The organism is Nonomuraea guangzhouensis (assembly GCF_019396345.1).
Lineage (GTDB): Bacteria > Actinomycetota > Actinomycetes > Streptosporangiales > Streptosporangiaceae > Nonomuraea > Nonomuraea guangzhouensis.
This window is the reverse complement of sequence record NZ_JAHKRM010000018.1, coordinates 164,321-188,172: the sequence shown is the minus strand read 5'-3', so window position 1 is coordinate 188,172 and position 23,852 is coordinate 164,321. Positions and strand designations below refer to the sequence as shown.

The 23,852-nt window shown below is 68.0% G+C and carries 22 protein-coding genes; 6 read left to right on the top strand and 16 right to left on the bottom strand.

Features of this window, described 5'->3' with window-relative positions; all coding sequences use genetic code 11:
- The first annotated feature begins 220 nt into the window (after positions 1 to 220).
- Complete coding sequence (gene uvrB / locus KME78_RS34340) at positions 221 to 2,329, top strand: excinuclease ABC subunit UvrB (RefSeq protein WP_219533580.1); 2,109 nt, start codon at positions 221 to 223, stop codon at positions 2,327 to 2,329.
- An 887-nt stretch (positions 2,330 to 3,216) separates the two neighbouring features.
- On the opposite strand, the gene KME78_RS34335 is transcribed toward uvrB, so the two are convergent.
- Together KME78_RS34335 and KME78_RS34330 are read right to left on the bottom strand one after the other, a co-directional pair.
- Positions 3,217 to 4,404 (bottom strand): hypothetical protein, encoded by a 1,188-nt coding sequence (locus KME78_RS34335; RefSeq protein ID WP_219533579.1) that lies wholly within the window; start codon positions 4,402 to 4,404, stop codon positions 3,217 to 3,219.
- Positions 4,405 to 4,561: 157 nt separating this feature from the next.
- Complete coding sequence (locus KME78_RS34330) at positions 4,562 to 4,972, bottom strand: hypothetical protein (protein WP_219533578.1); 411 nt, start codon at positions 4,970 to 4,972, stop codon at positions 4,562 to 4,564.
- Positions 4,973 to 5,316: 344 nt separating this feature from the next.
- Here KME78_RS34330 and KME78_RS34325 point away from each other — a divergent pair, with 344 nt between their 5' ends.
- The gene (locus KME78_RS34325) at positions 5,317 to 5,844 is read left to right on the top strand and encodes a DinB family protein (protein WP_219533577.1); all 528 of its coding nucleotides are present in this window, start codon (positions 5,317 to 5,319) and stop codon (positions 5,842 to 5,844) included.
- A 66-nt stretch (positions 5,845 to 5,910) separates the two neighbouring features.
- Here KME78_RS34325 and KME78_RS34320 read toward each other — a convergent pair whose 3' ends face one another.
- From KME78_RS34320 to KME78_RS34270, 11 genes are all read right to left on the bottom strand, one after another.
- Positions 5,911 to 7,008, bottom strand: coding sequence for an aminotransferase class V-fold PLP-dependent enzyme (locus tag KME78_RS34320; RefSeq protein ID WP_219533576.1), 1,098 nt, complete (start codon positions 7,006 to 7,008; stop codon positions 5,911 to 5,913).
- Positions 7,005 to 7,850, bottom strand: coding sequence for an acetylxylan esterase (locus tag KME78_RS34315; RefSeq protein ID WP_219533575.1), 846 nt, complete (start codon positions 7,848 to 7,850; stop codon positions 7,005 to 7,007). The genes KME78_RS34320 and KME78_RS34315 overlap by 4 nt, the downstream gene beginning before the upstream one ends.
- Before the next feature lie 4 nt (positions 7,851 to 7,854).
- The gene (locus KME78_RS34310; RefSeq protein ID WP_219533574.1) at positions 7,855 to 8,781 is read right to left on the bottom strand and encodes an acetylxylan esterase; all 927 of its coding nucleotides are present in this window, start codon (positions 8,779 to 8,781) and stop codon (positions 7,855 to 7,857) included.
- A 38-nt stretch (positions 8,782 to 8,819) separates the two neighbouring features.
- Complete coding sequence (locus tag KME78_RS34305) at positions 8,820 to 9,911, bottom strand: ABC transporter ATP-binding protein (protein WP_219533573.1); 1,092 nt, start codon at positions 9,909 to 9,911, stop codon at positions 8,820 to 8,822.
- Positions 9,912 to 9,914: 3 nt separating this feature from the next.
- Positions 9,915 to 10,808: a carbohydrate ABC transporter permease gene (locus tag KME78_RS34300; protein ID WP_219533572.1), complete on the bottom strand. Its 894-nt coding sequence runs from the start codon at positions 10,806 to 10,808 to the stop codon at positions 9,915 to 9,917.
- Positions 10,805 to 11,710 carry a carbohydrate ABC transporter permease gene (locus tag KME78_RS34295; protein WP_219533571.1) on the bottom strand — a complete coding sequence of 302 codons (906 nt, stop codon included), beginning with the start codon at positions 11,708 to 11,710 and terminating at the stop codon, positions 10,805 to 10,807. The genes KME78_RS34300 and KME78_RS34295 overlap by 4 nt, the downstream gene beginning before the upstream one ends.
- A gap of 2 nt (positions 11,711 to 11,712) precedes the next feature.
- Complete coding sequence (locus tag KME78_RS34290) at positions 11,713 to 13,041, bottom strand: extracellular solute-binding protein (protein WP_219533570.1); 1,329 nt, start codon at positions 13,039 to 13,041, stop codon at positions 11,713 to 11,715.
- Between the two features lie 11 nt (positions 13,042 to 13,052).
- A complete protein-coding gene (locus tag KME78_RS34285; protein WP_219533569.1) occupies positions 13,053 to 14,360 on the bottom strand; it encodes a helix-turn-helix domain-containing protein in 1,308 nt (435 codons plus the stop codon).
- A gap of 410 nt (positions 14,361 to 14,770) precedes the next feature.
- Complete coding sequence (locus KME78_RS67410; RefSeq protein WP_219533568.1) at positions 14,771 to 15,640, bottom strand: serine protein kinase RIO; 870 nt, start codon at positions 15,638 to 15,640, stop codon at positions 14,771 to 14,773.
- Positions 15,641 to 15,907: 267 nt separating this feature from the next.
- Complete coding sequence (locus KME78_RS34275) at positions 15,908 to 16,507, bottom strand: TetR/AcrR family transcriptional regulator (protein ID WP_219533567.1); 600 nt, start codon at positions 16,505 to 16,507, stop codon at positions 15,908 to 15,910.
- A complete protein-coding gene (locus KME78_RS34270; protein WP_219533566.1) occupies positions 16,477 to 17,994 on the bottom strand; it encodes an FAD-dependent monooxygenase in 1,518 nt (505 codons plus the stop codon). Before KME78_RS34270 ends, KME78_RS34275 begins: the two co-directional genes overlap by 31 nt.
- A 238-nt stretch (positions 17,995 to 18,232) precedes the next feature.
- Here KME78_RS34270 and KME78_RS34265 point away from each other — a divergent pair, with 238 nt between their 5' ends.
- Entirely contained in the window at positions 18,233 to 18,730 is a 498-nt protein-coding gene (locus KME78_RS34265) for a hypothetical protein (RefSeq protein ID WP_219533565.1), read from the top strand.
- Between the two features lie 382 nt (positions 18,731 to 19,112).
- Here the strand turns inward: KME78_RS34265 and KME78_RS34260 are convergent, their stop codons facing one another.
- On the bottom strand, positions 19,113 to 19,709 hold the full coding sequence (locus KME78_RS34260) for a hypothetical protein (protein WP_219533564.1): 597 nt from the start codon (positions 19,707 to 19,709) through the stop codon (positions 19,113 to 19,115).
- Between the two features lie 152 nt (positions 19,710 to 19,861).
- Between KME78_RS34260 and KME78_RS34255 the strand changes: the two genes are divergently transcribed.
- From KME78_RS34255 to KME78_RS34245, 3 genes are read left to right on the top strand one after another with little or no spacing between them, the layout of a single operon-like run.
- Positions 19,862 to 20,620 carry a glucose 1-dehydrogenase gene (locus KME78_RS34255; RefSeq protein ID WP_219533563.1) on the top strand — a complete coding sequence of 253 codons (759 nt, stop codon included), beginning with the start codon at positions 19,862 to 19,864 and terminating at the stop codon, positions 20,618 to 20,620.
- A 1-nt stretch (position 20,621) separates the two neighbouring features.
- Entirely contained in the window at positions 20,622 to 21,542 is a 921-nt protein-coding gene (lipP1, locus tag KME78_RS34250) for a LipP1 family hormone-sensitive lipase (RefSeq protein ID WP_219533562.1), read from the top strand.
- A gap of 3 nt (positions 21,543 to 21,545) precedes the next feature.
- Positions 21,546 to 22,343 carry an alpha/beta fold hydrolase gene (locus KME78_RS34245; RefSeq protein ID WP_219533561.1) on the top strand — a complete coding sequence of 266 codons (798 nt, stop codon included), beginning with the start codon at positions 21,546 to 21,548 and terminating at the stop codon, positions 22,341 to 22,343.
- Here KME78_RS34245 and KME78_RS34240 read toward each other — a convergent pair.
- Complete coding sequence (locus KME78_RS34240; protein WP_219533560.1) at positions 22,329 to 22,934, bottom strand: DUF4126 domain-containing protein; 606 nt, start codon at positions 22,932 to 22,934, stop codon at positions 22,329 to 22,331. The two genes, KME78_RS34245 and KME78_RS34240, sit on opposite strands and share 15 nt — an antisense overlap.
- Positions 22,935 to 22,938: 4 nt before the next feature.
- Entirely contained in the window at positions 22,939 to 23,838 is a 900-nt protein-coding gene (locus KME78_RS34235) for a choline kinase family protein (RefSeq protein WP_219533559.1), read from the bottom strand.
- Positions 23,839 to 23,852: the final 14 nt, after the last annotated feature.

Below are 23,852 nucleotides of genomic sequence, written 5' to 3'. Positions count from 1 at the left end.
TGCGCTGCCAAGACCCCCAATCCTGCATCCGTAAGACAGCACCTGGACTCAGCGCCGACGGCAAAGGCATCGTCATGTGGCCGGAAGCGCTGCGAACCGCCACCAAGAGATCGATCCTCGACGGGCCTCTGACCAGCGCAGCGAAGCCACAGCCGGGTGAGGGGCGTACCCCCTCACCCGGTTGACGGTTTCTGTCAGTGGCGCCGCCTAAAGTGGCATCATGCGACCGGTCACTGATTTGCAGCGGAAGGTGGCGCCCTTCGAGGTCGTCACCGAGATGACTCCCTCCGGCGACCAGCCGACGGCCATCGCCGAGCTGGAGCGCCGCGTCAAGGCCGGGGAGAAGGACAATGTCCTGCTGGGCGCCACGGGCACCGGCAAGACGGCCTCGATCGCCTGGCTGATCGAGCGGTTGCAGCGGCCCACGCTGGTCATGCAGCCCAACAAGACGCTCGCCGCGCAGTTCGCCAACGAGCTGCGGGAGATGCTGCCCAACAACGCTGTTGAATATTTCGTCTCTTATTACGATTACTACCAGCCCGAGGCATACGTTCCGCAGAGCGACACGTACATCGAGAAGGACTCCTCGATCAACGACGAGGTCGAGCGGCTGCGTCACTCGGCGACCAACTCGCTGCTGACCCGCCGCGACACGATCGTGGTGGCCTCCGTGTCCTGCATCTACGGCCTGGGCACGCCGCAGGAATACGTCGACCGCATGGCCAGACTCCGCGTCGGCATGGACATCGACCGCGACCAGCTGCTGCGCCGCCTGGTCGACATGCAGTACACGCGCAACGACCTCGCCTTCACCCGGGGCACCTTCCGGGTGCGCGGCGACACGATCGAGATCATCCCGAAGTACGAGGAACTGGCCGTACGCATCGAGATGTTCGGTGACGAGATCGAGAAGCTCGCCACCATGCATCCGCTGACCGGCGAGGTCATCACCGAGGACGAGGAGCTCTACATCTTCCCCGCCTCCCACTACGTCGCCGGCGAGGCGCGGATGGCGGCGGCCGTCAACGGCATCGAGGCGGAGCTGGCCGAGCGGCTCTCCGAGCTGGAGCGGCAGGGCAAGCTGCTGGAGGCGCAGCGGCTGCGCATGCGCACCACGTACGACATCGAGATGATGCGCCAGATCGGCACCTGCTCCGGCATCGAAAACTACTCGCGCCACATGGACGGCCGCGAGCCGGGCAGCGCCCCCAACACGCTGCTCGACTACTTCCCCGAAGACTTCCTGCTGGTCCTCGACGAGTCCCACCAGACCGTGCCGCAGATCGGCGCCATGTACGAGGGCGACGCCTCCCGCAAGCGCACCCTGGTCGACCACGGCTTCCGCCTGCCGTCGGCGCTCGACAACCGGCCGCTGAAGTGGGAGGAGTTCCTGGAGCGCATCGGCCAGACCGTCTACCTGTCGGCCACGCCCGGCTCCTACGAGCTGGGCCGGGTCAAGGGCGACGTGGTCGAGCAGGTCATCCGGCCGACCGGGCTGGTCGACCCCGAAGTGCTCGTCAAGCCCACCAAGGGGCAGATCGACGACCTGGTCCACGAGATCCGCGAGCGCGCCGACCGCGACGAGCGGGTCCTGGTCACCACGCTGACCAAGAAGATGTCGGAAGACCTCACCGACTACCTGCTCGAGCTGGGCATCCGGGTCCGCTACCTGCACAGCGAGGTCGACACGCTGCGCCGCATCGAGCTGCTGCGCGAGCTGCGCTCCGGCGAGTTCGACGTGCTGGTCGGCATCAACCTCCTGCGCGAGGGCCTCGACCTGCCCGAGGTGTCGCTGGTGGCCATCCTCGACGCCGACAAGGAAGGCTTCCTCCGCTCGGAGACCTCCCTGATCCAGACCATCGGCCGGGCCGCCCGTAACGTCTCCGGACAGGTCCACATGTACGCCGACAAGGTCACGCCATCGATGGAGCGGGCCATCGACGAGACGAACCGGCGGCGGGCCAAGCAGATCGCCTACAACGAGGCCAACGGCCTCGACCCGCAGCCGCTCCGCAAGAAGATCGCCGACATCCTCGACTCGCTGCAGCGCGAGGACGCCGACACCGACCGGCTCCTCGGGGGCGGCCGCCAGCAGTCGCGCGGCAAGGCCCCCGTGCCCGGGTTCGCCGCCCGCCAGGCCGGGCAGCACGCCAAGGCCATCGCGGGCGAGATGCCCCGGGCACAGATGGAGTCGTTGATCGAGTCGCTGACCGAGCAGATGCACCAGGCCGCGGCCGACCTGCAGTTCGAGGTGGCCGCTCGGTTGCGCGACGAGATCAAGGAGCTCAAGCGGGAGCTGCGGGACATGCGGGAGGCGGGGGTTAAGTAGGCGACGCCTCGCTGCGCTCGGACGCCCTTCCTGAACGCTTCGCCGGGCCGGCTGGTCGGAGCGAGCTGTCTTGGCGGGACCACCATCGAGACCGGCACCGACTCCTGCCGCTCGCTCCTACCGCATGGCCCTGACCCCAGCCTAGGCACGGCCGGTCGGAGATCTAGGGCACGAGCCTGGCTCCTTCTGCCATCGGGAGCGTGGCGGCTATCGAGACGTAGGGGCGGCTCACCGTACCCGCGCGAAGTAGCTCGCTCCTGTGGGATTCCTTCTTTGCGCGGGTGCGCCGGATAACGCGCATCGGGGCCGCGAACTGCTGGAGGCGCAGCGGATCAAGCTCGGCGTGGTCAGCCTGCGGAAGCGGCGCCGCGAGCGCTTGGCCCAGCCGACGTCCAGGATCGCCGGGCGAGCTGAGAGCCACGAAACGCCCACCCCGCTCGTACTGGGTGGGTGTCTCGCTGCCCAGGCGTCCAGCCTCGACGATAGGCGCCCGAAGTGGAACGTGGAGGAAAGATCAATATCAGAGTAGGAGGATTCCCCCTCTTGGAGGAAGACCCTCCACCTATGGCGGAGGATATACGGCGCCTTCATAAGCTACGTTCATGACTGGCCCGAATGGCGAGGGGCGTGAACGCCGCACGGCCAGGCAGTCCCAGACGCTCCCAGGCGTCCTTGTCTGGCCGTGTGGTCCCCATTCTCAATCACCCGAGCGGAGCTTCTCGCGCGGGTTACTACGCCCTAGCGCTGGCGCACCTTGGCGCGCATTCCCGCCGTTTTCGCTATGGAGCAGGCCACCGTCCTTGAGCGCTTGTTGCGTCGAGGTGGTCCTGGCGCGATTTCGGTCGGTGTGGCGCACGAATCAGGGCAAACCCCGATCTGCTGCGGCACTATCCGTACCAGGCGTCGTAGAGGTCGCCGTTACGCCCGAGCAGGAAGACGTGGGTGTAGGTGATCCCGGGGGGTTCCTCGACGATGACGCCCGCAGCGAGTTGCGGCCCAAAGCCCTCCTCCGGGGCGTCGCCGACGCGGTACCAGGACCAGCGGTTGTCGGGGTCGGCTTGATCGGCCCAGACGGCGGGGGAGGTGTCGGCCACGAGGGCAGCGGGAACGAAATCCCCGCCGGCGCGCGGCTGGATGAGTGCGGTGCCCAGGCCGAAGTTGATCGGCGTGGGCGGGGTGCCGGCGTCGTGCCAGCCCGTGCCGCCGCTGTCGGTGACGTGGGCGTACAGCGGCTGCCCGTGGTCGGTGACGAAGGCGCAGACCTTCGGGGTCTTGTCGTCGGCGTTCTGGACAGCCGTCACGCCGGCGGTTCCGGTGGGCGGGAATGGCGGCTTTTGGAGGTTGGTCCACTGTGTCTCGCCCGTGTCCGAGACGCACCGCCACACGTTCCCGTCGTCGCAGTACATGTAGATGTACAGAAGGCCGTGGCCGGTCGCGCGGGCGGTGACACCCACCACACCGATCTTCCAGATGAAGGTGACGCCCTCGGGACGGCCCAGGTTGACCCAATGCCAAGCCGGGGGCTGCTTGCTGGTATCCCACCAGCCGACCCACAGGTTGCGGTCCTTGCCACTGACGACCACGAACGGCTGAGCGCTGGTCCCCGGGAACAGCGCGAGCGAGACCGCGCCGATGCCCTTGTCGAGGGTCGTGCCGGGCGGCGGTTCCAGGGTCGTCGGCACATAGCGGACGCCGTTCCACCAGTACAGCTGCAGTTCCCCGTTGAGGAGCAGGCCGAAGATGTAGGGGCGGGTACCTGGATAGTTGTTGTAGCCGTCGTCGACGGCGACGACGCCCACCGGCTGATCGAATCCACCTGTGATGTGGGACCACTCCCACAGTCCGGCGCCCTTGGGAAAGGCAGCCCACAGGTGCCCGTTGACGTCCTGGACGAAGGGGACCGCCAGGGGGTCGCGCTCGCGGTTGAGGACTCTGATCGCGCCGATCGTTTGAGCGATCGGGCCGCCGAAGGGTTGGGGTGGCTGGCCGACTTTCTCCAGGTGCCACCGCCGGATCGGCACGTCCTGGTGCGGGTCCTGGACTTGTACGTGCTGCCGGGCATTGTCGCCTGTCATGGTCCGCTCCGTTTTGATGGATGAATCCATGCAGCATTACCCGCCCGCCTTGGCGAAGCCTTGGCGAAGCTTTGCAGCCCGATACAAGTCCGATTGGCGCCTGACACCTTGCGGGTTGTCAACGACAGCCGGAGTGTTCGCATGACGTCGACACGGCTCACAGAACGAAACGCCGGGCGCCGCCGATGTCCCGGTCGACGTTGTGGATGCTGTCAGCCACGCGACCCGTCAGCTCATGTAACTCGACCTTGTGACGCGGCTCCAGAAACTCGAAGTAGGTCACCAATGCCTGCGCCCGCGCCGCCCGGGTCGCCAACGACGCGTTGCGCAGGACGGTGCCGAAGTACCGGTCCGCGTCTCTCGGCTCCATCTCCCACAGCGGTCGGTCGAACCAATCCCGGACTAGCTGGAGGTGGCTGACATCGCCCCGGATCGTGCTGTCGGCCAGCCCTGCCGAGAGTCGTGCGAGAACGAACTCGGACAGCACGTCCAACTCGAAATCGGCGAGCTCCTCCTCTGTCGCCGGCGCCCTCACATCCCGCAGAGGCCGCACCACGGCCAGCGTCAACCCGCCCCTCGATGTTCACCCTGACCGCGAGCGTCGCTCGCGGTCAGCGGCGCGGCCACCGCATGCCAGATCAGCGTCGGCCGCATCCGCCTCCCCGGCGAAGCCGACGATCTTCGAGGCGGCGATGCCCTCCAGCGCCGCCTCGGTGTCGCAGATTCCCTGACTCCATGCTGTCCAACGTGGAGAACGCCGGCGGTTCCAACCGCGCCTGGGCCAGCCGCTCCAACGCCACGTTGATCAGGTCCGCCGGGTGATTCGTCACCCACGCCGCCCGGGTCATCGCCCTGGCCGCGATCTTAGAGCTACCCCGCAAAATCGGTTGCGCAGGTCGTCATGATGGTGGCATGACGTGGACAGCACCCGACGTAGAGCGGGGACCTCGGACGGACATGGCCTGTGGCGAACGCGAGATGCTGGATGACTGGTTGAAGCTCCGCCGGGTGTTCCTGCTGCGCAAATGCGCCGGCCTCACCTCCGAGCAGCTGAAGACCGCCTCCGTGGAGCCGTCCAACATGACGCTACTCGGCCTCCTGCGACACATGACGGAAGTCGAGCGCTGGTGGTTCCGGCAGAAGTTCCTGCACGAAAGCTTGCCCGAGCTGCACATCACGGAGGAGTACGAAGACGGCGACTTCGACCTGGTGGCCGACGCCGACGCCGAGGCGGACTACGCCGCCTTCCTCGCGGAGACGGCTGCCTGCGACGCCGCGGTTGCGGACATCGACCTCGAGGAACTGGCCGACGACCCCCGGGCGCCGACCGGCAAGGTCAGCCTCCGCTGGATCTACATCCACCTCCTGGAGGAGTACGCGCAGCACACCGGGCACGCCGACCTGATCCGGGAGCGCATCGATGGGGCCACGGGAGCGTAGCGGCTCTCCCGGCATCACCCGTATCCCTGTCCCGTCCTCAGCGACCAAATCCTTTGTCAGCAGGCGCTAAGAACCGTCTCCAGAGCTCAGGTGCCGAACCAGTGCGTCGAGCACCACCAGGTCTTCGCCCGGCTCGATCGTCTGCGGGTTCAGCGCGATGGCGTCGTCGGGTACGCCGGACACACCGACCGCGATCCGCGGGTCCCCGTCCCACAAAGCCCGCACCAACCCGTCCCGGGTCCAGCCGCTGGTCGTCAACAGTCGGACAACCGCTCGCCCGTGCGGCTGGCCCGCCTCACTCGGGTACCCGCGCTCGGCAACGACACCCGGCACTTCGCGCAAGCCGGCGACCCACCGGTCGACCATCTGCTCATAGCTCGCGAGCAGTGCCTCCTCGTCCTGCTCCAGCGTCCACTCGACCGCGGCGTACAGCCCGAGCAGCTCTTCCTTCCCGACCTTCATCCCGCGCCCGATCTGCTGATTCGGCGACGCGTGCGCCCGGCACCTGTCGACGATCCACCGCTTCCCCAGCACCAGCCCACTGGACTGCGGTCCGCGCAACCCTTTCCCACCGCTGAAGATCACCGCATCCGCACCGAGCTCCGTGGTGAATCGCCACAGCGAGGAGAGGGGTGGAATCTGGGCCGCCGCATCCACGATCACCGGCACAGCCGGTGGACCGTGCTCCCGGGCGACCCGGATCACGTCCTCGATCGGCAGCGCACCCGCCGCGTAGTGGGCGCCGGCGAACCACAGGACGCAGGCGGGGCGTCGTACCAGGGCGGCTCGGAGCTCCTCGATCGACGGGCCGACGTCTACGATGCGGGCGCCGGTCAGGCGGGCCGCGTAGTCGTAGCCGTTGCGTTGGCCGGTGAACATGACGACCTCGGCATCGGCCGGGAACGCCTGCGCGGGCTCACCGACACACGACGCGACCGTGAGGGTGATCGCCGCCGCGGCACCGGACGTCACGCAGGCCGCCTCGTTGCGGGTGAGCGCGGCCAGGCGCTCACCGACGTGGTCGTGGAGTTCGGGCAGGTCGACGAAGTGGGCCGCCCCCTCCGTCATCGCCTTCAGCACCGAAGGCGGCATCAGCGAGCCGCCCAGCGCGGTGAGCGTCGCGGAGGCGTTGATGACAGGCCGGACCCCGAAGGGATTGGTCATACGAGGAACTTCGACATCGGTGGTACGCCGGAGAGTTCGGCCAGCCAGGCATCCAGGAAGTCGTTGTCGGTGCCATCGAGGCGGGTCAGCTGGTAGACAGTCGCGGCGGGCAAGGCCTCGATCAGTGCGGCACACCAGTCGGGATCGTCGACGGCGAGCAACGTCCGAGCGGTCACCGCGGACGCATGCCGGACCGGATCGAAGTAGGCAAGAGTGTTGTCAACGACCTGCGCCGACGAGCCGGCACGGAGGTGATCGTTGAGCTCCTCGAGCGGATAGCGGCTCGACTTCAGCCGTGCCTCCGCCGCCCGGTAGAACAGCAACTCCGAGACCCGGACCGCGCTGAACCCGGACCGCCGCGCAGCCGTCAGCACCGCCAGGTCGTTCCCCCGCACGGCCACCCGCGCCGGATCGACCTCGTCCAGGCTCATCAGGAACTCGGCGGCCCGCAGGCAGTCCGCCGCGATCCCGCGATAGATGTACGACGCCGGGTCGTCGATGCCCATCGTCAGCAATCCCGGGTACGCCGCCGAGAACCCTTCGTCGGCCAGCCGTTGACCACGGTGCACCAGGCCGAACACGACGTACCGGCTCCGATCGTTCGGGTGCGGCGTCTCGTTGACGCTCCCGTAGCGCGGCGTCTGCAGGAGCGCGGGGAACGGCCCGTCACCGGCCGGGATGCTGAGATGACCGTAGACGCGGTACGGTCCGATGCTGGTGAGCCGCACGGTGTAGCTGGTCGCCTCGTCCGTCGTCCGCGCCGGCACCAGGTCGAGCACGGGCCGGGCGGGGATCGCGGCCAGCTCTTCGTCGACGGCGGACCAGTAGCTGTCGAAGTTCATCGGTTCATCGTCCCGGGGTGAGGTGTTCGGCAAGGAAGTCCTCCACGATCCGCAGCACGCCCGGCAGCCCGGCGTGGTGCGCGCAGTGCGGGTAGGCGTGGAGGGTGGTCTCACACGTCAGCACCCGCCGCAGCGCGAACCCGGTCTCCGGCGGGCACACGTCGTCCTCGAGCCCGAGGTACAGCAGCGTCGGCGCCCGCACCTTCGGCGCGAAGTTGAGCCCGTCGTAGTACGCGACCGTCTCGCGCACCCGGTCGACGTCCTTCGGGTGCAGCCGCAAGTACTCGTTGATCTCCTCGTACGGATACGACCGGGTCAGTGTCGGCGCGGTCATGATCCCGCACAGGTACGGCGCTCCCGCCGCGACGCACCGGATCACGTCAGGCATGAGCGCGGCTGTCGAGATCCCGAGGCCACCGCCCTGACTCGACCCCTGCAGTCCGATCCGCAGATCGTCGACTTCCGGGCGGTCGAGCAGTACCTCGACCGCCCGCACCACGTCGAGGTAGAACCCGCGATACCCGTACGTGTGGTGGTCGACGATGTTGTGCGTCAGCAGTCCCGGGTAGCCCGGGTTGAACACGTCGTTCGACCGCAGCTTTCCGCGCGGCGCCACCGCGAGCGCGGCGTACCCGAGCTCGGACCATTCCTTCGGGATCGTCGGCTCGGACATGTAGCCGGGGATCGTCACCAACGCCGGGAACGGAGCCGGCCCATCGCGCGGGACGGTGTACCAGCCCGCGATCCGCAGACCGCCATAGCTGGTGTAGCGCAGATCGTAGACGATCACCTTGTCCGTGGACAGAGACGGCATTTCTGTGAGGACCGGGTCCAGCGGGTACGACGCGCAGTCCGCCAGGCCGGCCGCCCAGAAGTCGTCGAAGTCGTCCGGCAGCTCGACCTCGACGATCGCGTTCTCGGGGTCTCTCAAGAGCGTTCCTCTCGGTGGGGGACTTGCGGGGCGGGTGCCTATACCCGCTGTGGTGCTTGCAGCGCGGTGCCGTCGGAGGCCTTGAACACATGCAGGCGGTTCTGGTTGAAGCCGACGTACACCGTGCTGTCATGACCCAGCCGGAACGGCACCGGGACGCGGGCCTTCAGCAGCTCGCCGTCGATCCGGACCGTGACCAGCACATCCGGACCGAGCGGCTCGGACACGAACACCTTGCCGGGCTGGTAGCCCGCGACCGGGGTCGGCGACAACGTCACGTCCTCCGGCCGGACGCCCAGGACGACGGCCGGGTCGTCCGGTGAGACGTCGTACCGGCCCAGCTCCTGGCTCAGCGCGCCGCTGCGGAAGGTCCGGACGCCGTCGACGTCGGCCAGCTCACCTGTGAGGAAGTTCATCGGCGGCGAGCCCATGAACGACGCGACGAAACGGTTCGCCGGGCGTTCGTAGATCTCCTCCGGCGTCGCGCACTGCTGGACCACGCCGTCGCGCATCACCGCGATCCGGTCCGACATCGTCATCGCCTCGACCTGGTCGTGGGTGACGTAGATGAACGTCCGGGCGACATCCACGTGCAGCCGCTTGATCTCCGCGCGCATCAGCACCCGGAGCTGCGCGTCCAGGTTGGACAGCGGCTCGTCGAGCAGGTACGCGCCGGCGTCCCGCACGATCGCGCGACCGAGCGCGACTCGTTGCCGCTGGCCACCGGACAGCTCGCGCGGCTTGCGATCCAGCAGGTCCTCGATGTCCAGCGTCCGGGCCGCCTGCAGCACCTGCTCGGCGATCGTCGCCTTGGGCACCCGCATCATCTTCAGCGCGAACCCTATGTTCTGCCGGACCGTCTTGTGCGGGTAGAGCGCGTAGCTCTGGAACACCATCGCGACGTCGCGCTTGTTGGCCGGCAGCCAGCTGACCGGCTTGCCGTCGAAGAAGATGTTGCCCTCGGAGGCCCGTTCCAGGCCGCAGATCATGCGCAGGGTCGTCGATTTTCCGCAACCGGACGGGCCGACCAGGGTGAGGAACTCCTGATCCTCGATGGTCAGATTCAGGTCGTTCACCGCGGTCTTGCCGCCGAACCTCTTGGTGATGCCTTCGAGTCGAACCTCTGCCATCTGTCAGCCCTTCACGGATCCGGCGGCCATGCCCTGGACCAGCTTGCGCTGGAAGAGCAGGGCCAGTGCCAGGGGTGGGACGACCGCGAGCACGCCGGCCGCGGCCATCACGGTGAATTGGGTGTTGAAGTCGGTGGCGAAGTTCGCCGCCACCACCGGGATCGTCTTCGCCGCCTTCGTACTGGTCAGGAACAAGGCGAACATGAACTCGTTCCACGCGGTCATGAACGCGAACACCGCGGCCGCGACCAGCCCCGGCGCCGCGACCGGCAGGAACACCGACCACATGGTCCGGAACCAGCCGCACCGATCCACCCGGGCCGCCTCCTCGAGCTCGCGCGGGACCGAGCGGAAGAAGTCCTTCAGGATCCAGATCGTGATCGGCAGCGCGAACGTCGTGTACGAAAGGATCAGCGCCAGGTAGCTGTCCAGCAGCCCGAACGTCCGCATCAGCAGGTAGAACGGGATGATGATCGCGATCCCCGGCACCATCCGGGTGAGCAGGTAGAGCACCAGCAGCACCTGACTGCCGCGGAACTTCAGCCGGGAGAACGAGTACGCCGCGAACGTGGCCAGCACGAGATTCAGGATCGCCGTCGAGGTGGCGACGATCAGACTGTTGCGCAAGGAGTACGGCGTCTCGTCGATCGCCCGGCCGCCGACGAGTTGCTGGGCCTCACTCGGATGAACGAAACCGAGATAGTTCTCCACTGTCGGGTGGACCGGAATCCAGTGCGGCGGAACGGCGATCGCGTCCACCTCGTGCATGAAGCTCATCGCGACGATCCAGTAGAACGGCAACACCAGATACAGCGCGAACGCGACCGCCAGCACGTACAGGAAGATCTTCTTCCAGGGGATCCGGTAGCGCAGGGGGACCTTGACCACGGTGCTCATACCTCGAAGTTCCCCTTCCGGTAGAGCAGGCCGATGTAGCCGACCGAGATCAGGAGGGTGATCGCGGTGATCACCCAGGCGTAGGCGCTGCCCAGGCCGAAGTCGGTGAAGGTCAGGACGGTCTGCACGTCGAGCAGGGCGATGGTGGTGGTCGCGTCACCCGGTCCGCCACCGGTCAGTACGTAGATGGTGTCGAAGGCGCGGAAGGCGTTCATCGTCTCGAGAATCAGCACGATCAGCAGGGGGTGCAGCAACCACGGCAACGTCACCTGGACGAACCGCTGCACCGCACCCGCTCGGTCGACGGTGGCGGCGTCGTACAACTCCGAGGGGATGGTTGACAGTCCGGCGAGCAGAATGATGACCGAGAACGGGAGCGTGTTCCACACCTGGGCCAGCGCGGTGAACAGGAACGCGCCGGTCCCGGACGTCAGCCAGGCGTGATACTCGTCGATCAGTCCGAGCTGCGTCAGCAGACCGTTCAGGGCTCCGGTCTTCGCGTCGAAGATGGTCCGCCACATCAGGCCGTTCACCACCCCCGGCATCGCCCAGGGCAACAGAGCCAGGCTGAGCAGCAGACCGCGGCCGCGGAACTGCTCGTTCAGCACCAGCGCCAGGATCAGCGCGAGTACGACGGTCAGCCCAAGCACCACGAGGACGAACAGGGCCGACACCTTCAGCGCGGACAGGAAGGCCTGATCGCTGAGCAGGGCCTGGTAGTTGTCGAAGCCGATGAACTTGTTCGCTCGCGGGCGCTTCAGGTTGTTCCGTTGCAGGCTGACCCAGAACGAGTACGCGATCGGGTAGGCGACCAGCAGGGCGATCACGATCATGGCCGGCGCGTTCAGCGCCCAGGCCTTGGCGTTGTCGCCCAGCGGCCGGCGTTCGGTGAGGACAGCCATCCTCAGTTGTATTTCTTCTTCAGCGTGTCAACGGATTGCGCCAAGCTCGCCACCGCCGCGGCCGGCTGCGTCTGGTTGCTCAGCACGCCCTGCACGACCTTGTGCATCTCGATTTCGAACTCGGTGTACCACGGCACGCCGAGCACGTTGCGCGGCTTGGCGATCTCGCCCAGGTGGGCGTAGATCTCCGGGTCGGCGAACTTCTTCAGCGATGCGGTGATCTCCGGGTCGGTCGCCATCGACTTGTAGGCGAACCCGAGACCACGCTGCAGGAACCAGAACTTCGCGGTGTAAGGCTGCTTGTTCGCGTCGAGTCCGCCCAGGTAGGTGAGCAGCTTGAACGCGTTGTCCTTGACCTCGGTGTCCTTGGCCAGCGCGTAGAGCCGGGTGTTGCTGACGGTTCCGTGTACCTGACCGTCGAGGCTCGGTACCAGCGCCATCCGGATCTTGCCCGCGGCCTTGGACTTGGTCGGGTCGTTGTAGTCGCGGCTCGCGTACCGCGCGCCGATCGTGTACGCGTACCGGTTCGCCTTCATCGCGTTGTCGATCGGGACCGCCAGCAGTTGCAGGCAGGCCGGGTCGATCACCTTCGACTTGGTCGCCGCCTGCTGCAGCCAGGCGAAGACGTCCTTCACCACGGTGTCGGTGGTGTTCATGATCGGCGCCTGCTGGTCGTCGAACATGTTGCCGCCGCTGCCGAAGACCAGCGCCCACACCCAGGACCACCAGGTGTCGGACAGTTGCGCCGGTACGCCGATGGGATACTGCAGGAGGCCGGCTTTCTTGATCTTGATCGCCTGCGCTTCCAGCTCCTCCAGGCTGGCAGGGGGTTTCGTGATTCCGGCCTTGGCCAGGATGTCGGCGTTGTAGGTCAGGCAGTTGGAGTCCGTGTAGTACGGCAGGCCGTAGCGCTTGCCCTGGTACGTCATCGCGGTCGCGTTGCCCGGGTAGATCGCGTTGTACACCTCGTCGACGCCGGCCATGCCGTCGAGTGGCTGCAGGTAGTCCCCCTCCACCCAGGAGGCGAGGGAATCGTCGTACACATAGAGGGCGTCCGGGCCGCCGCCACCGGTGAACTCGGCGACGACCTTCTGCACGTACTGCGCGCTCGTGATCGGGGTGTAGTTGACCTTGATCTTGCTGGTCTTGGTGAAGTTGTCGAGGTTCTGCTGGACGAGTGCGGCCTCGTAGTCCCAGCCCTCGAACTTCACGCTGCCGTCGCCGGAGCCTCCGGACTTGTCGTTGGAGCAGGCGGACAGCAGGGGGGATGCGGCGGGCAGGGCCAGGCCGAGGCCTGCGTACTTGAGGATCTGGCGGCGGTTGAACTCCATGGGGGGTCCCTTCAACGGGATGCGCGCAGTAGCGCTTGGGCGATGCGTAGCCGGTACAGACGCGTCGGGCGTCCTTTCGGATGGTGCTGAGCAGTGCCTTCGACGCTCACCAGGCCCCCAGCGTCGAGTGTCCGGATCAGTCGGCGCCCGCTCTGATCCGTGATGCCGAGATGGTCGGCGAGCTCACCGGGCGAGATCGCGCGACCTTCCAGTTCGTGGTCCAGCGCCGCCAGCCGGGAGACGGTCGCGGCACTGAGGCCGACGGACTTGGCGAGCCGTTCGACGTCGTCGCCGTGCTCGCGGTAGGAGTAGCTGAGCGCCGCCCGGACCGGACCCATCGGGCCGATGATCACGCCGCTGTCCTCGATCAGGTAGGCGCACGGCTCGCTCTCCTGCTCGGCCCGGTCGGCCGCTTGTTCGGCCAGGGCCACACAGTTGCGGGCGGACGCGCCGACGCCGAACCCCGCCGAGACCTGCGCACCGAGCGCCGTGGCCGCCTCGGCGAGCGCGGGTACGGCGACCCAGTTGCGGGTGATGCGCTCGAACAAGGCCTTGTGGGCGAAGACGACGACACCGCGCCGGCCGCGGTCCTCGATCCACGCGCCGGCGAACTCGGGGGTGTTGAGCAACAGATTCATCAGGCCGATCCGGGCCCGTTCCTCGTCCTGCGAATGCGAGATCAGGAAGACTCCGGCGGCGAAGCGTTGCGCGCTGGCTCGTTCGGACTCGATCCGGAGCGCGAGCTCGTGCAGCTCGGTCCGGATCGTCGCCGGCACCGGCATGCCGCTCATGATCCGGATCTCGCCGGACAGTCGCTCGCGGACGTCGGCGCGGACGCTGATCACGTAGCTGCGGTCGCCGAACCGGTGGTACGCGGAACGGTGGAACTCGACGATGTCCTCCACGGATTGCGTGGGGGCGTACGGCAGGCAGTCGATGGCGTCGGTGTCGAGTTCGAGCGCGGTGGCGACCGCCTCGACCGCCTCGGCGGGGAAGGTGTCGATGCTGACCGGGGTGCGACCCCAGCCACGCTCCTGGGCGCGATAGAGCGCGAGGGTCAGGTCGAGCGCCGACGAGCGGATCACACCGACCGGGAGGCCGGGTGGGAGGAGTTCGCGGCTGGCCGTGTACGGGACCGGGCCGGCCAGGAAGCCGTCGAGTCGCGTCGTGCTGAGGAACTCGGCGACCTTGGCGCGGATCTCGTCCTCGTGGTCGTAGCTGACCCACTCCAGGTCGACCCCACCACCGAGCGTGTTCGCGGCTTGCCGGAACAACTCCCTGTGCGTCGAGTGGGTCACCACTCCGATCACAATCGCCACGACACCCCTTTGCGAACTAGGTTCGGAAGTGACTCGTAAATCCGATGCCGACCAAACTCCCCCCTCCCGGGGCCCAGGTCAAGGGCTCAGCCCAATGAAATTCCCCGGTAACAAGCCGGCCGCCTTGGGAGCCGCAGGAGTAGGCCTTGTCGGCGGCCCCCGCGCCTGGGCGGGCGCGCGGGCGGCCGATGGGCAGGCGGATCTTGATGCGCCCCAGCACGGGGCGGAACTGCGCGCCCTGATCCCGCTGGGCATCGCCGTCGCCGTCGCCGGCCGTCGTCGTGGCGGTCGTGGTCCACGACCCTCACGTCAACGCCCTCCGCTGGCTGTGCCCGCGCATCATCGGCCGGACGCTGTTCGCGCGTACGGCCGGTGATGCATATGTGCGGCGAGGGTCCGGCGCGTGGGTGTCAGAGCATCCCGGCTTCTGACTGGAGCAGGACGGAAAGGGCGTCGGGGTCTGCCGACGCGACGCCCTTCGCGGCGAACCAGGTGGCCACGTTGCGAGCGTCCCGGTCGAGGAACTGCGGCCCCGTGGGGTGGGAGATCACATCGACGATCTGGGGAAGGTCGATGATGACCAGCCTGCCCTCGTGGACCAGCAGGTTGTACGCCGACAGGTCGCCATGAGCCAGTCCCTCCCTGGCCAGGACGACCAGCGCCGCCACCAGTTGCGCCCAGAGGTCGTCCAGGTCATCCGAGACGTTGGCGAGGCGGGGCGCCGCGTAGCCGTCCGGGGTGCCGATGAATTCCTGGAGGATCTCGGTGCCGACGATCTGCACCGGATAGGGGACTGGCAGGCCGAGCTCGGTCAAGCGACACAGGGCGCCGAATTCGGCCGCGGCCCACTGGCCGGCGATGAGTTGCTTGCCGAAGGCGGTGCGGTTGGCCATGGCGCGGTTCATCCGGCTTTCGCGGGTGCTGCGGCCTTCCAGGTAGCCGGCGTCCCGGTGGAACAAGCGGTGTTCCGCTGAGCGGTAGCGTTTGGCGGCCAGCAGGCAGACCCGCTCCGTGTCCGGTACGCCGCGGGAGAGCAGGTGGACGTCGGCTTCCTTGCCGGTTTTGAGGATGCCGAGTTCGGTGTCCACGGCGGCGAGCTCGGTGACGAGCCAGTCCGGGTGCGGTTTCGGGCCGCGCTCAGTGGGTGTGCTCTGGTCCCAGGTGGACCAGCGGTCACCCACAGGTGGTCCGTCGTCCACGGGGGCGCTGTCGAGCCATTCGAGATCATCGGCGTCGAGGGCGTACTTGCCCCGGCGGCGGGGCGAGGAGTGCTTGGGCACGGTGGGATTTCTCCAGGAATGAGGCCCACCGGCTCAGCGATCAGATTGGCGAGAACCCGGTGGGGAGGTCAGAGGACGCGGAAAACGGCACGCGAACAGTCGTCTTCATCACGGTCTCAACCTCCCTTCGCCCTTCACGTACGGGCTGCACTGGTTACGCGGTTGCGTAACGCGTTGCGCTCAACCTGGCTGAGTATGCCGAGCGGGGTCTGGCCTCGGCAACTGAATTTTCGGCCTTCCGATCGCCTGCCGTTGTTGCCTAAGGAATCAAGCCCGGTATCCGATGTGGCGCAACAGAGTCCGCAGCCGGCGTTCGACTTGTGCCGCGGTCACGTCTTCCCCATGCTGGAGCAGGACGGACCCGATCGAGCTGGCCAGAATGTCGTGGATGACGCTGGGGTCAGTGTCCGCTGGGAGGCGACCGGCGTCGATGGCCTGCTGCGCGATCTGCGCCAGCGCGTTCAGTCGTGGCTGCAGGTAGCGCTCCGTGTAGGCGGTCACCAGTTTCGGGTAGTCGACCGAGGCGCCGATGACGCGCGCCATCAGCGCGCGGAAGCGGGGTCGGCTGAGTAGTTCGGCGGTGGTCGAGACGAGTTCGTCGATCGACTGCCGGGCCGGGGCGGCGTCCATGTCGGGGGTGCGGGCGTGCTCCAACGCGGCCATCAGCAGGTCGTCTTTGGCTCGCCAGCGCCGGTAGACGGTCAGTTTCGCCACGCCGGCGCGTTGGGCGACCGCTTCGATGCTGGTGCCCGCCGCGCCGCGTTCGATCAGCAGGTCCAACGCCGCGTCCAGGATGGCGGCGTCGTTTTCCGGGTCGCGTGGGCGGCCGTGGCGTTCTACGCCGGACACAGCACCTGGTTCAGCCATGCCGTCAGTTTGTCGGGTGCCGGATGGTCACGCCAACCGATGTGGCCGTCAGGGCGGATCAGCACCACGTCGGGCGAGCCGGGCTCCACTGGTGTGAGCGCGAGGATCAGGTCGGCGCTCAGTTGTGCCGCGGCTGCCTCGGCGTGGCGGGCGGCGACGTGCTGATCGCCGGCGAGCACCACCCAGCGTCCGGAGATCGCGGCGTGCAGCGTGGTCTGGCCACCGTCGAGACGTCGGCAGGTGAGGTCGGGCATCCTGTCGCCGGGACACGGACCGCGCATCCACCGGTGCGAGTTGGGGGCCAGTGGGCCGCCCCGGTAGCTGATGCCGAGTTGAGAGGCGGCCAGCCATAGCCGGCGTTGCACTGCGGGCAGGCGGACGAGCGGCAGGACGACCTTGTCGCGCAGCAGGCGTTTCCACGGGTCATGGGGAAGCATGATGTCCACGGCGGTGCTGGTGGCTCGCAGGACGTTTCGAGCCAGCGGCCGTCGTTCGCCCTCGTAGGTGTTGAGGAGTTTCTGGTGGGCGCGGCCGCGGGCGACCAGCACCAGCTTCCAGGCCAGGTTTTCGGCGTCGCCCAGCCCGGTGTTCTGTCCCTGGCCGCCGGTGGGGCTCTGGATGTGTGCCGCGTCGCCGGCCAGCAGGATCCGGCCGCGCCGGTAGGTGTCGGCGAGTCGGCGGTGGATGCGGAACTCCGAGGCCCAGCGGATGTCGGTGACCGTGTCGAGGCCGACACCGCTGCGGCGGGAGAACTCGCTCAGCACCCGCTCGCTGATCTCATTTTCGGACAACTGGTCCGGCAGATCCGCTGGTGGTTCGGTGAACACGCGCCAGGTGTCGTCGGGCAGCGCGGTGACCGACAGCATGTGACCGGCGTCCATCCAGGTCGTACTGCCGTTCTTGTCCAGCGGCCACTGGGCTCGCACGTCGACCATGAGCAGACGTTCGAGGAGTTTGCGACCGGGGAAGCCGATGCCGGCGAGTTTGCGTACGGTGCTGTGCGCGCCGTCGCAGCCGATCAGCCAGTGCGTCTCGATGCGGTGCTCGGCGCCGTCGGCCGTCTGGACGGTAGCGATGACGCTGGTGTCGTCCTGTCGAGCCGCGACCAGCCCCGTGCCCCACTCCACGTGGCCGCCTAATTCGGCCAGGCGCTGCCGCATCGTGCCCTCGACCTCGGCCTGTGAGATCAGCAGCGCCTGTTTCGGCTGGTCGGCGACGGCTCGCCCGACGTGGAGGCGCAGTACGGTGCGCGATCCCTCGTTGTAGGACATGTTGAGCGAGGACTGGGAGCGCTGGGGCAGGTTGCCGAGCGCGCCGATGCGTTCCAGGACCTCGACGCCGCGTGGTTGCAGGCCGAGAGCGCGGGAGGTCGTGGCGGGGCCGGGGGCGGCGTCGATGATGCGGACGGGGATCTTGTGCAGGGCCAGGTGGATGGCCAGGGCCAGCCCGGTGGGGCCGGCGCCCACGATGAGTACGGTGTCAGTCACTTAGTAAACGATACGGTACCGATTACTAAGTCGAAATCGGAGGCGTGTGTGATCACAGTCACCTGTGCGCCAGGTCGGAGGTCTGCTTACTCGCGCTCTGATGGGCTCCCGGGCCATGGCTGGATAATCGGGTGAAGCCGTTCGCCGTCGCCCGTATGGTGCTGGAGTGCGACGATGCGAGGAATGCTCCCACTGGGAACCGGCCGGTGCTCCGGAGTGTGTTCGGTGTGCCCGGCTGGTGGACACGATCGTCGAGGACGGCTGGCGGGCGTTCCTGGAGCGGGACTTCGGTACGGCCGGGCAGGCCGACGAGCGGGCCATCGCGGAGATGGTGGTCGACGAGCCCGACAGGCACCCGTGGCGGGTGGTCGACGCGGCCTACGACCGGCTGACCTGCCCCGAGTGCGGCGGTCGGCTGAGCCGAGGCCCGGCCGGGTGCGGGCCGTGTGACCTGGCGAACGGCTTCCGCTATGCCGCGATCGAGATCGATCGGCCGGGGGCCGCGCCCGGGAACGAGCACGGGCTGTGGGTCAACGTGTCGGTGGTGCGCAGGCCGTACGAGATCTCGGCGGTTGAGCTGCTGGCGCGGCGGCTCTCGCTGCCGATCCTGCTCGAAGGGCGGCTCCCCACCACTCAGCAGGCACAGTCGGCCCGCGCCCTGCTGAACGACGGCGTGAGCGCGGAGGAGTATGACGCGTTCATCCACGGCACTTGGGGGCGCGAGGTCAGCCCATGAACTTGTTCAGATCGAGGTCGATGTCCACAGGGAAACCGGGGTTGGCCCGCAGGCGTCCGCGGTGGATGCCGGTGGGCACGCTGCCGCAGGCCGAGTGTCACGGTCATCTCGCGGGCTACGAACAGGCGTTCTGGCGGTGCGAGGCTCCGTTCGAGAAGACGAAGAACCAGCATGTGGAATGCGGTCTGCGGTGGCCGGAAGATGAGCATCCCGTCGATCAGCTCGACGTGCTCGGGTGCGTCGGAGGGAAGATGATCGAGCATGTCGGCGGTCCATCCGCCGGAGGGACCCGGGTAGAACCACTCGGGAAATGCCGTGGTCATCGCGCATGCCTCCGCCCGATGCTGACTGAACGGCGTCATCATGACACGTCAGGTAGCCGTCAGGGGAGGTCTCGGCGCTCCTGCGTGCTCTTGCGATAGAGCTCGTCGATCTCGTCCAGCGGGTCCGGGGGGCGGCGGCGGGCCTCGATCTCCAGGTCGGTGCGGGAGTTGAGGTCGTCGATGCCGGCCGCGGCGTGCTGGAGCTGGTCGCCGAGGAGGTCGGCGCGGATGCGGGCGCACATGGCGGTCAGCTTGGCCTGGTGCTCGCGCAGGCGGTGGAGCGTGGCGTGGTCGACGTACGGTGAGGCGCGGCGTTGCTGGGCGTACATGGCGAGTTGCGCGTCGTGTATGTCGGCCTGCGCGGACAGGTCGGCCAGCAGGCGGGGCAGGTCGCCGAGGCCCCAGCCCTGGCGGTGCGCGTGGTCGACGGCCTGGCGGGTGATCGAGACCTCGCGGCGCAGGTCGAGGCGGAGGCGTTCGACCTCGGCGGCGTCGCCGGGGCCCATGGCGTTGACGTGCGTGGTCAGCTGGGTCGCCGCCTGCTTGGCCTTGACCGCCGCTTTCTGGCCCACCTTGACCAAGAAGTAGATGCCTACGCCGGCCACCAGGCCGAGGAAGGCCAGGACCGCCAGGATGATGAGAATGACCTCCATCATCGTCCCTGCCTCCTGCTGCTGATTGGCCGCTGCCTAGAGGATAGTGCGAGCGCCGGGCGGATGCGTGGCCGAGCAGGCTTCGCGTGACCAAGCAAGCTCTTGATTGTGTGGCGGGGGCGTGGTTCAGTTCACCTACCGCGAAGGAGCCACGCATGCTTGACGGCAAGGTAGTGCTCATCACCGGCGGCGCCAGGGGCATGGGGGCCGCGACGGCCCGCCGCTGCGTCGCGGCGGGGGCGAGCGTCGTGATCACCGATGTTCTGGTGGAGGACGGCACCGCCACCGCAAAAGACCTCGAATCACGATTTATCCCGCACGATGTCACCAATCATGACCAGTGGGCTGAGGTGGTCGAGGAGGTCCTGGACGACTACGGCCGGCTCGACGGGCTGGTCAACAACGCGGGCATCGCCCCCTCGGCGCCCCTGGAGCAGCACTCGCTCGACGACTTCGAGCGGGTGCTCAAGGTCAACCTCGTCGGCGTGTTCCTCGGGCTGAAGTCGGTGGTGGCGCCGATGCGCGCGTCCGGCGGCGGCTCGATCGTGAACCTGTCGTCGGCGGCCGGTCTGACGGCGCTCCCCGGTACGGGTGGGTACGGCGCGTCCAAATGGGGTGTCCGCGGCCTCACCAAGATCGCCGCGATCGAGTACGGCCCGCACCGGATCAGGGTCAACTCCGTACATCCTGGGATGATCGTCACCGCGATGACGCTTCCGCATGGCGCGGTCTCGGGCGAGGGCAGGTTCCCGCTGGCCACGGCCGGGCGGTGTGGTGAACCCGAGGAGGTGGCGGAGGCGATCGCGTTCCTGCTGTCCGACGCCGCGTCGTACATCACGGGCGCCGAGCTGGCGGTGGACGGCGGCTGGACGGCGGGGGAGACCCAACTGCTCTCCCGCGGGGACGGTGAGTGACATGGCCGTTGACGATCTCACCAGGGCGGTCATCGACGCGATGACGGCGGTCTTCCCCCAGGTGGGCACCGAGGTGACGGACCCCGTCGAGGCCCGGCGGATCATCACCGAGATGCCCCCGCTGGAGCCCGAGCCGTATGCAGTGGGCCGGGTGGAGAATCGGCTGGCGGAGGACATCCCCGTGCGCGTCTACTGGCCGCCGACGAAACAAGAAGTATGGCCGGTGGTCGTGTACTTCCACGGCGGCGGGTTCGCCCTCTGCTCGCTGGACACGCATGACCCCATCTGCCGCCTGATCTGCGCGGACGCCGACGTGATCGTGGTGTCCGTCGACTATCGGCTGGCCCCGGAGCACCCCTATCCGGCCGCCGTCGAGGACGCGTACGCCGCGGCCCGCTGGGTGTACGAGCACGCCCGCGAGCTGGGCGCGGATCCCAGGCGGCTGGTGGTCGCCGGCGACAGCGCGGGCGGGAACCTGGCGACCGTCACGTGCCTGAAGGCCAGGGACGAGGGCGGGCCGCCGATCGCGCTGCAGGTGCTGATCTATCCCGTCACCGACGCCGCCCAGGACGCGCCCTCGTACGCGGAGAACGCGGACGGATATTTCCTGACCACGGCGCACATGCGGTGGTACTGGGACTGCTACCAGCCCGACCACGCGCGCCGAGCCGAGCCGTACAGCTCGCCGATCAACGCGGATGTCAGCGGTCTGCCGCCCGCGCTGGTGATCACGGCGGAGCACGATCCGCTGCGTGACGAGGGCGAGGCGTACGCGGAGCGGCTGCGCGCGGCCGGGGTGGACACGCGGAGCGTGCGTTATGACGGGATGTTCCACGGTTTCTTCGGGCTGGGCTCGCTGCTGCCCGCCGCCAAGGAGGCCGGGGCGAAGGTCTGCGCCACTATCCATGAGCAGGTGGGGTGAAGGATGCCTTACGCGGATATAGGGCAAAACATCCGGCTTTTCTATACCGATGACGGCTCGGGTGACGGCCCTCCGCTGCTGCTCGTGCACGGCTGGGGCACCGACTCCCACCAGTGGTCCTGGCACATCGACGAGCTCGCCGCCAAGCACCGGGTGATCGCGGTGGATCTACGCGGCCACGGCTACTCGTCCGTGCCCGACGAGGGCAACACGCCGCGCCAGATGGCCGACGACCTCGCCGCGCTGATGGACGTGCTGGCCATCCCCGAGGTGATCGCGATCGGCCACTCCATGGGCGGCCAGGTCGTCTCCATCCTGGCGGTCGAGCATCCGGACAAGGTACGCAAGCTGGTCGCGGTCGATCCCGGTTACGGCATGTCGGCGGACCTCGCGCGCACGTTCCCGGAGACGGTCGCCGGACTGCGCGGCCCGCACCCGCACGCCGCCGCCGTACAGCTCGACCGGTGGTGCACCACCTCCGCCACCCCGGCCGTCATCAGGCGCTGGCACCAGCGCCGGCTGTACGGCATGGCGCCGCACGTGCTGCTCCAGGCGTTCGAGGCCATGTTCACGCTGCCCGGCGCGATCGGGGTACGGCCGGCGAGCGACGACTACATCGTCCGCAGGCAGTGTCCGGTGCTGTCGATCTGGAGTGACGCGGAACGCGCGGCCTGGGAGTCGGGGCTCTGCAAGCACCCGGCGTCGAAGGTCGTGTGCTGGGAGGGCTCCAGCCACCGGCTGCACGAGGAGCGTCCCGGTGAGTTCCTCGTCGTCCTGCGCCGATGGCTACGGGCTTCCTGACGCGCGTCTGGCCCGGCGGGCGGCGCGGTAGCGGCGTACCTTCCTGATCGTCCACCAGGCGAGCACGGCCATCAGCAGCAGCACGACGACCACCAGCACGGGCACGAACACCGCGACCAGGCTCATACCGAGCGATCCGACGTCCTCCACCGTGCTCGCGACGGGCGCGCCCACGCCGCCCGTCCCCACGTTGATCATGGGACGGGCCGTCGCCTTCAGCGCGTGTACGGCCAGCGCCACCAGGATGCCCGCCACCCAGCCCACCCACGGGTGCTCGGTCATCCAGGTCGAGTGGTCGAGCTCGGCGGCCGCGTTCGTGGCACTGAACACCACGCCGCCGGCCGCCGGTCGTACCGCCGTCTGGATGGCGTCGTTGACGCTGTCGACGGCCGGGACCTTGTCCAGCACCATCTCCGCGACCAGCAGCACCGCGATCACGGCGAGCACGCCCCAGTTGGACAGCCAGGAGTAGCCGTCGGGCAGTTTCACCCGGTCGGTGACGTTCGCCAGCACGCCCACCACGAGGAGTGGAATGTAGGCGTTCAGCCCGGCGGCGGTGGACAGGCCGAGCCCGGTCAATGCGGCGAACATGCCCCTAGTCTGCCCGGACCGCCTCGTCCATGAGCGCCGCCAGACCGGATCCGGTGAACTCGGCGACCGCCCGCTCGTACTTCTCCATGCCCCACGACCAGAAGTCGAAGTCGATGCTCTGGTTGGCGCCGTCCTGGATCGAGGCCCACAGCGTCCAGCCGTACTTGGACATGAGCCCGAGCAGCCGCGCCCGCGCGATCTTGTGGCGCAGGCGGCGGCCGTAGTAGGCCGTGACCAGCTCTTCCAGCAGGTCAAGGGACAGGTTCGACTCGCTCCAGATGTTGCCGAGCTCGAAGCAGGGGTCGTTGTTGCCGGCGTACTCGTAGTCGATCAGCCAGAGCCGCCCGCCGTCGTCGATGATGTTGCCGGGCAGCAGGTCGTTGTGACACGGCACCCGCCCCACATCCCGAATATCCAGACATTTCCGGATCCGCTCAACGTCGGGCATGAAATCAAGATATTTCGCCGGAAGCCGGTAGCCCCGGGCCCGGACGATCTCCAGATATCCCCGCTGTACCTCGAACATGTCGAAGTCCCGCGCGAACCGAGGCCCCGCGTGCAGTCGCCCGCACACCTCGGCCAGCCGCCGCAGGTTCGCGGGTTCGCGCAGGTCGGCCTCCGTGAACGTACGGCCCGGCAGGAACCCCACGATCAGCACCCCGAGCTCCGGCAGATAGCCGTGCACCGGCGCCCCCACCCCGATCCGCGCGGCGGCCAGGGAGCAGGAGTGTTCGACGTCCCGGTCGATCGCCAGCAGCGATCCCTCGCTCGCGGACACCCGCACCACATAGGCGCCGCCGGGAACGGTCACCTTGTAGTTGTGGTTGGTCAGCCCGCCGGGCAGCTCCTCGACGGAACGCGGCGCGCCGGACAGCAGAGGGATGCGATCGAAGATCTCGGTCATGGTCGATGCTAGCC

Bases quoted from the DNA above. Each gene is read 5' to 3' on its own strand.
- lipP1 (WP_219533562.1), top strand. From the start codon at position 20,622: ATGGCCGTTGACGATCTCACCAGGGCGGTCATCGACGCGATGACGGCG.
- KME78_RS34295 (WP_219533571.1), bottom strand. From the start codon at position 11,710: ATGGCTGTCCTCACCGAACGCCGGCCGCTGGGCGACAACGCCAAGGCC.
- KME78_RS34335 (WP_219533579.1), bottom strand. From the start codon at position 4,404: ATGACAGGCGACAATGCCCGGCAGCACGTACAAGTCCAGGACCCGCAC.
- KME78_RS34260 (WP_219533564.1), bottom strand. From the start codon at position 19,709: ATGATGGAGGTCATTCTCATCATCCTGGCGGTCCTGGCCTTCCTCGGC.
- KME78_RS34275 (WP_219533567.1), bottom strand. From the start codon at position 16,507: ATGGCTGAACCAGGTGCTGTGTCCGGCGTAGAACGCCACGGCCGCCCA.
- KME78_RS34245 (WP_219533561.1), top strand. From the start codon at position 21,546: ATGCCTTACGCGGATATAGGGCAAAACATCCGGCTTTTCTATACCGAT.
- KME78_RS34240 (WP_219533560.1), bottom strand. From the start codon at position 22,934: ATGTTCGCCGCATTGACCGGGCTCGGCCTGTCCACCGCCGCCGGGCTG.
- KME78_RS34255 (WP_219533563.1), top strand. From the start codon at position 19,862: ATGCTTGACGGCAAGGTAGTGCTCATCACCGGCGGCGCCAGGGGCATG.
- KME78_RS34325 (WP_219533577.1), top strand. From the start codon at position 5,317: ATGACGTGGACAGCACCCGACGTAGAGCGGGGACCTCGGACGGACATG.
- uvrB (WP_219533580.1), top strand. From the start codon at position 221: ATGCGACCGGTCACTGATTTGCAGCGGAAGGTGGCGCCCTTCGAGGTC.
- KME78_RS34235 (WP_219533559.1), bottom strand. From the start codon at position 23,838: ATGACCGAGATCTTCGATCGCATCCCTCTGCTGTCCGGCGCGCCGCGT.
- KME78_RS34290 (WP_219533570.1), bottom strand. From the start codon at position 13,041: ATGGAGTTCAACCGCCGCCAGATCCTCAAGTACGCAGGCCTCGGCCTG.
- KME78_RS34300 (WP_219533572.1), bottom strand. From the start codon at position 10,808: ATGAGCACCGTGGTCAAGGTCCCCCTGCGCTACCGGATCCCCTGGAAG.
- KME78_RS34305 (WP_219533573.1), bottom strand. From the start codon at position 9,911: ATGGCAGAGGTTCGACTCGAAGGCATCACCAAGAGGTTCGGCGGCAAG.
- KME78_RS34320 (WP_219533576.1), bottom strand. From the start codon at position 7,008: ATGACCAATCCCTTCGGGGTCCGGCCTGTCATCAACGCCTCCGCGACG.
- KME78_RS34315 (WP_219533575.1), bottom strand. From the start codon at position 7,850: ATGAACTTCGACAGCTACTGGTCCGCCGTCGACGAAGAGCTGGCCGCG.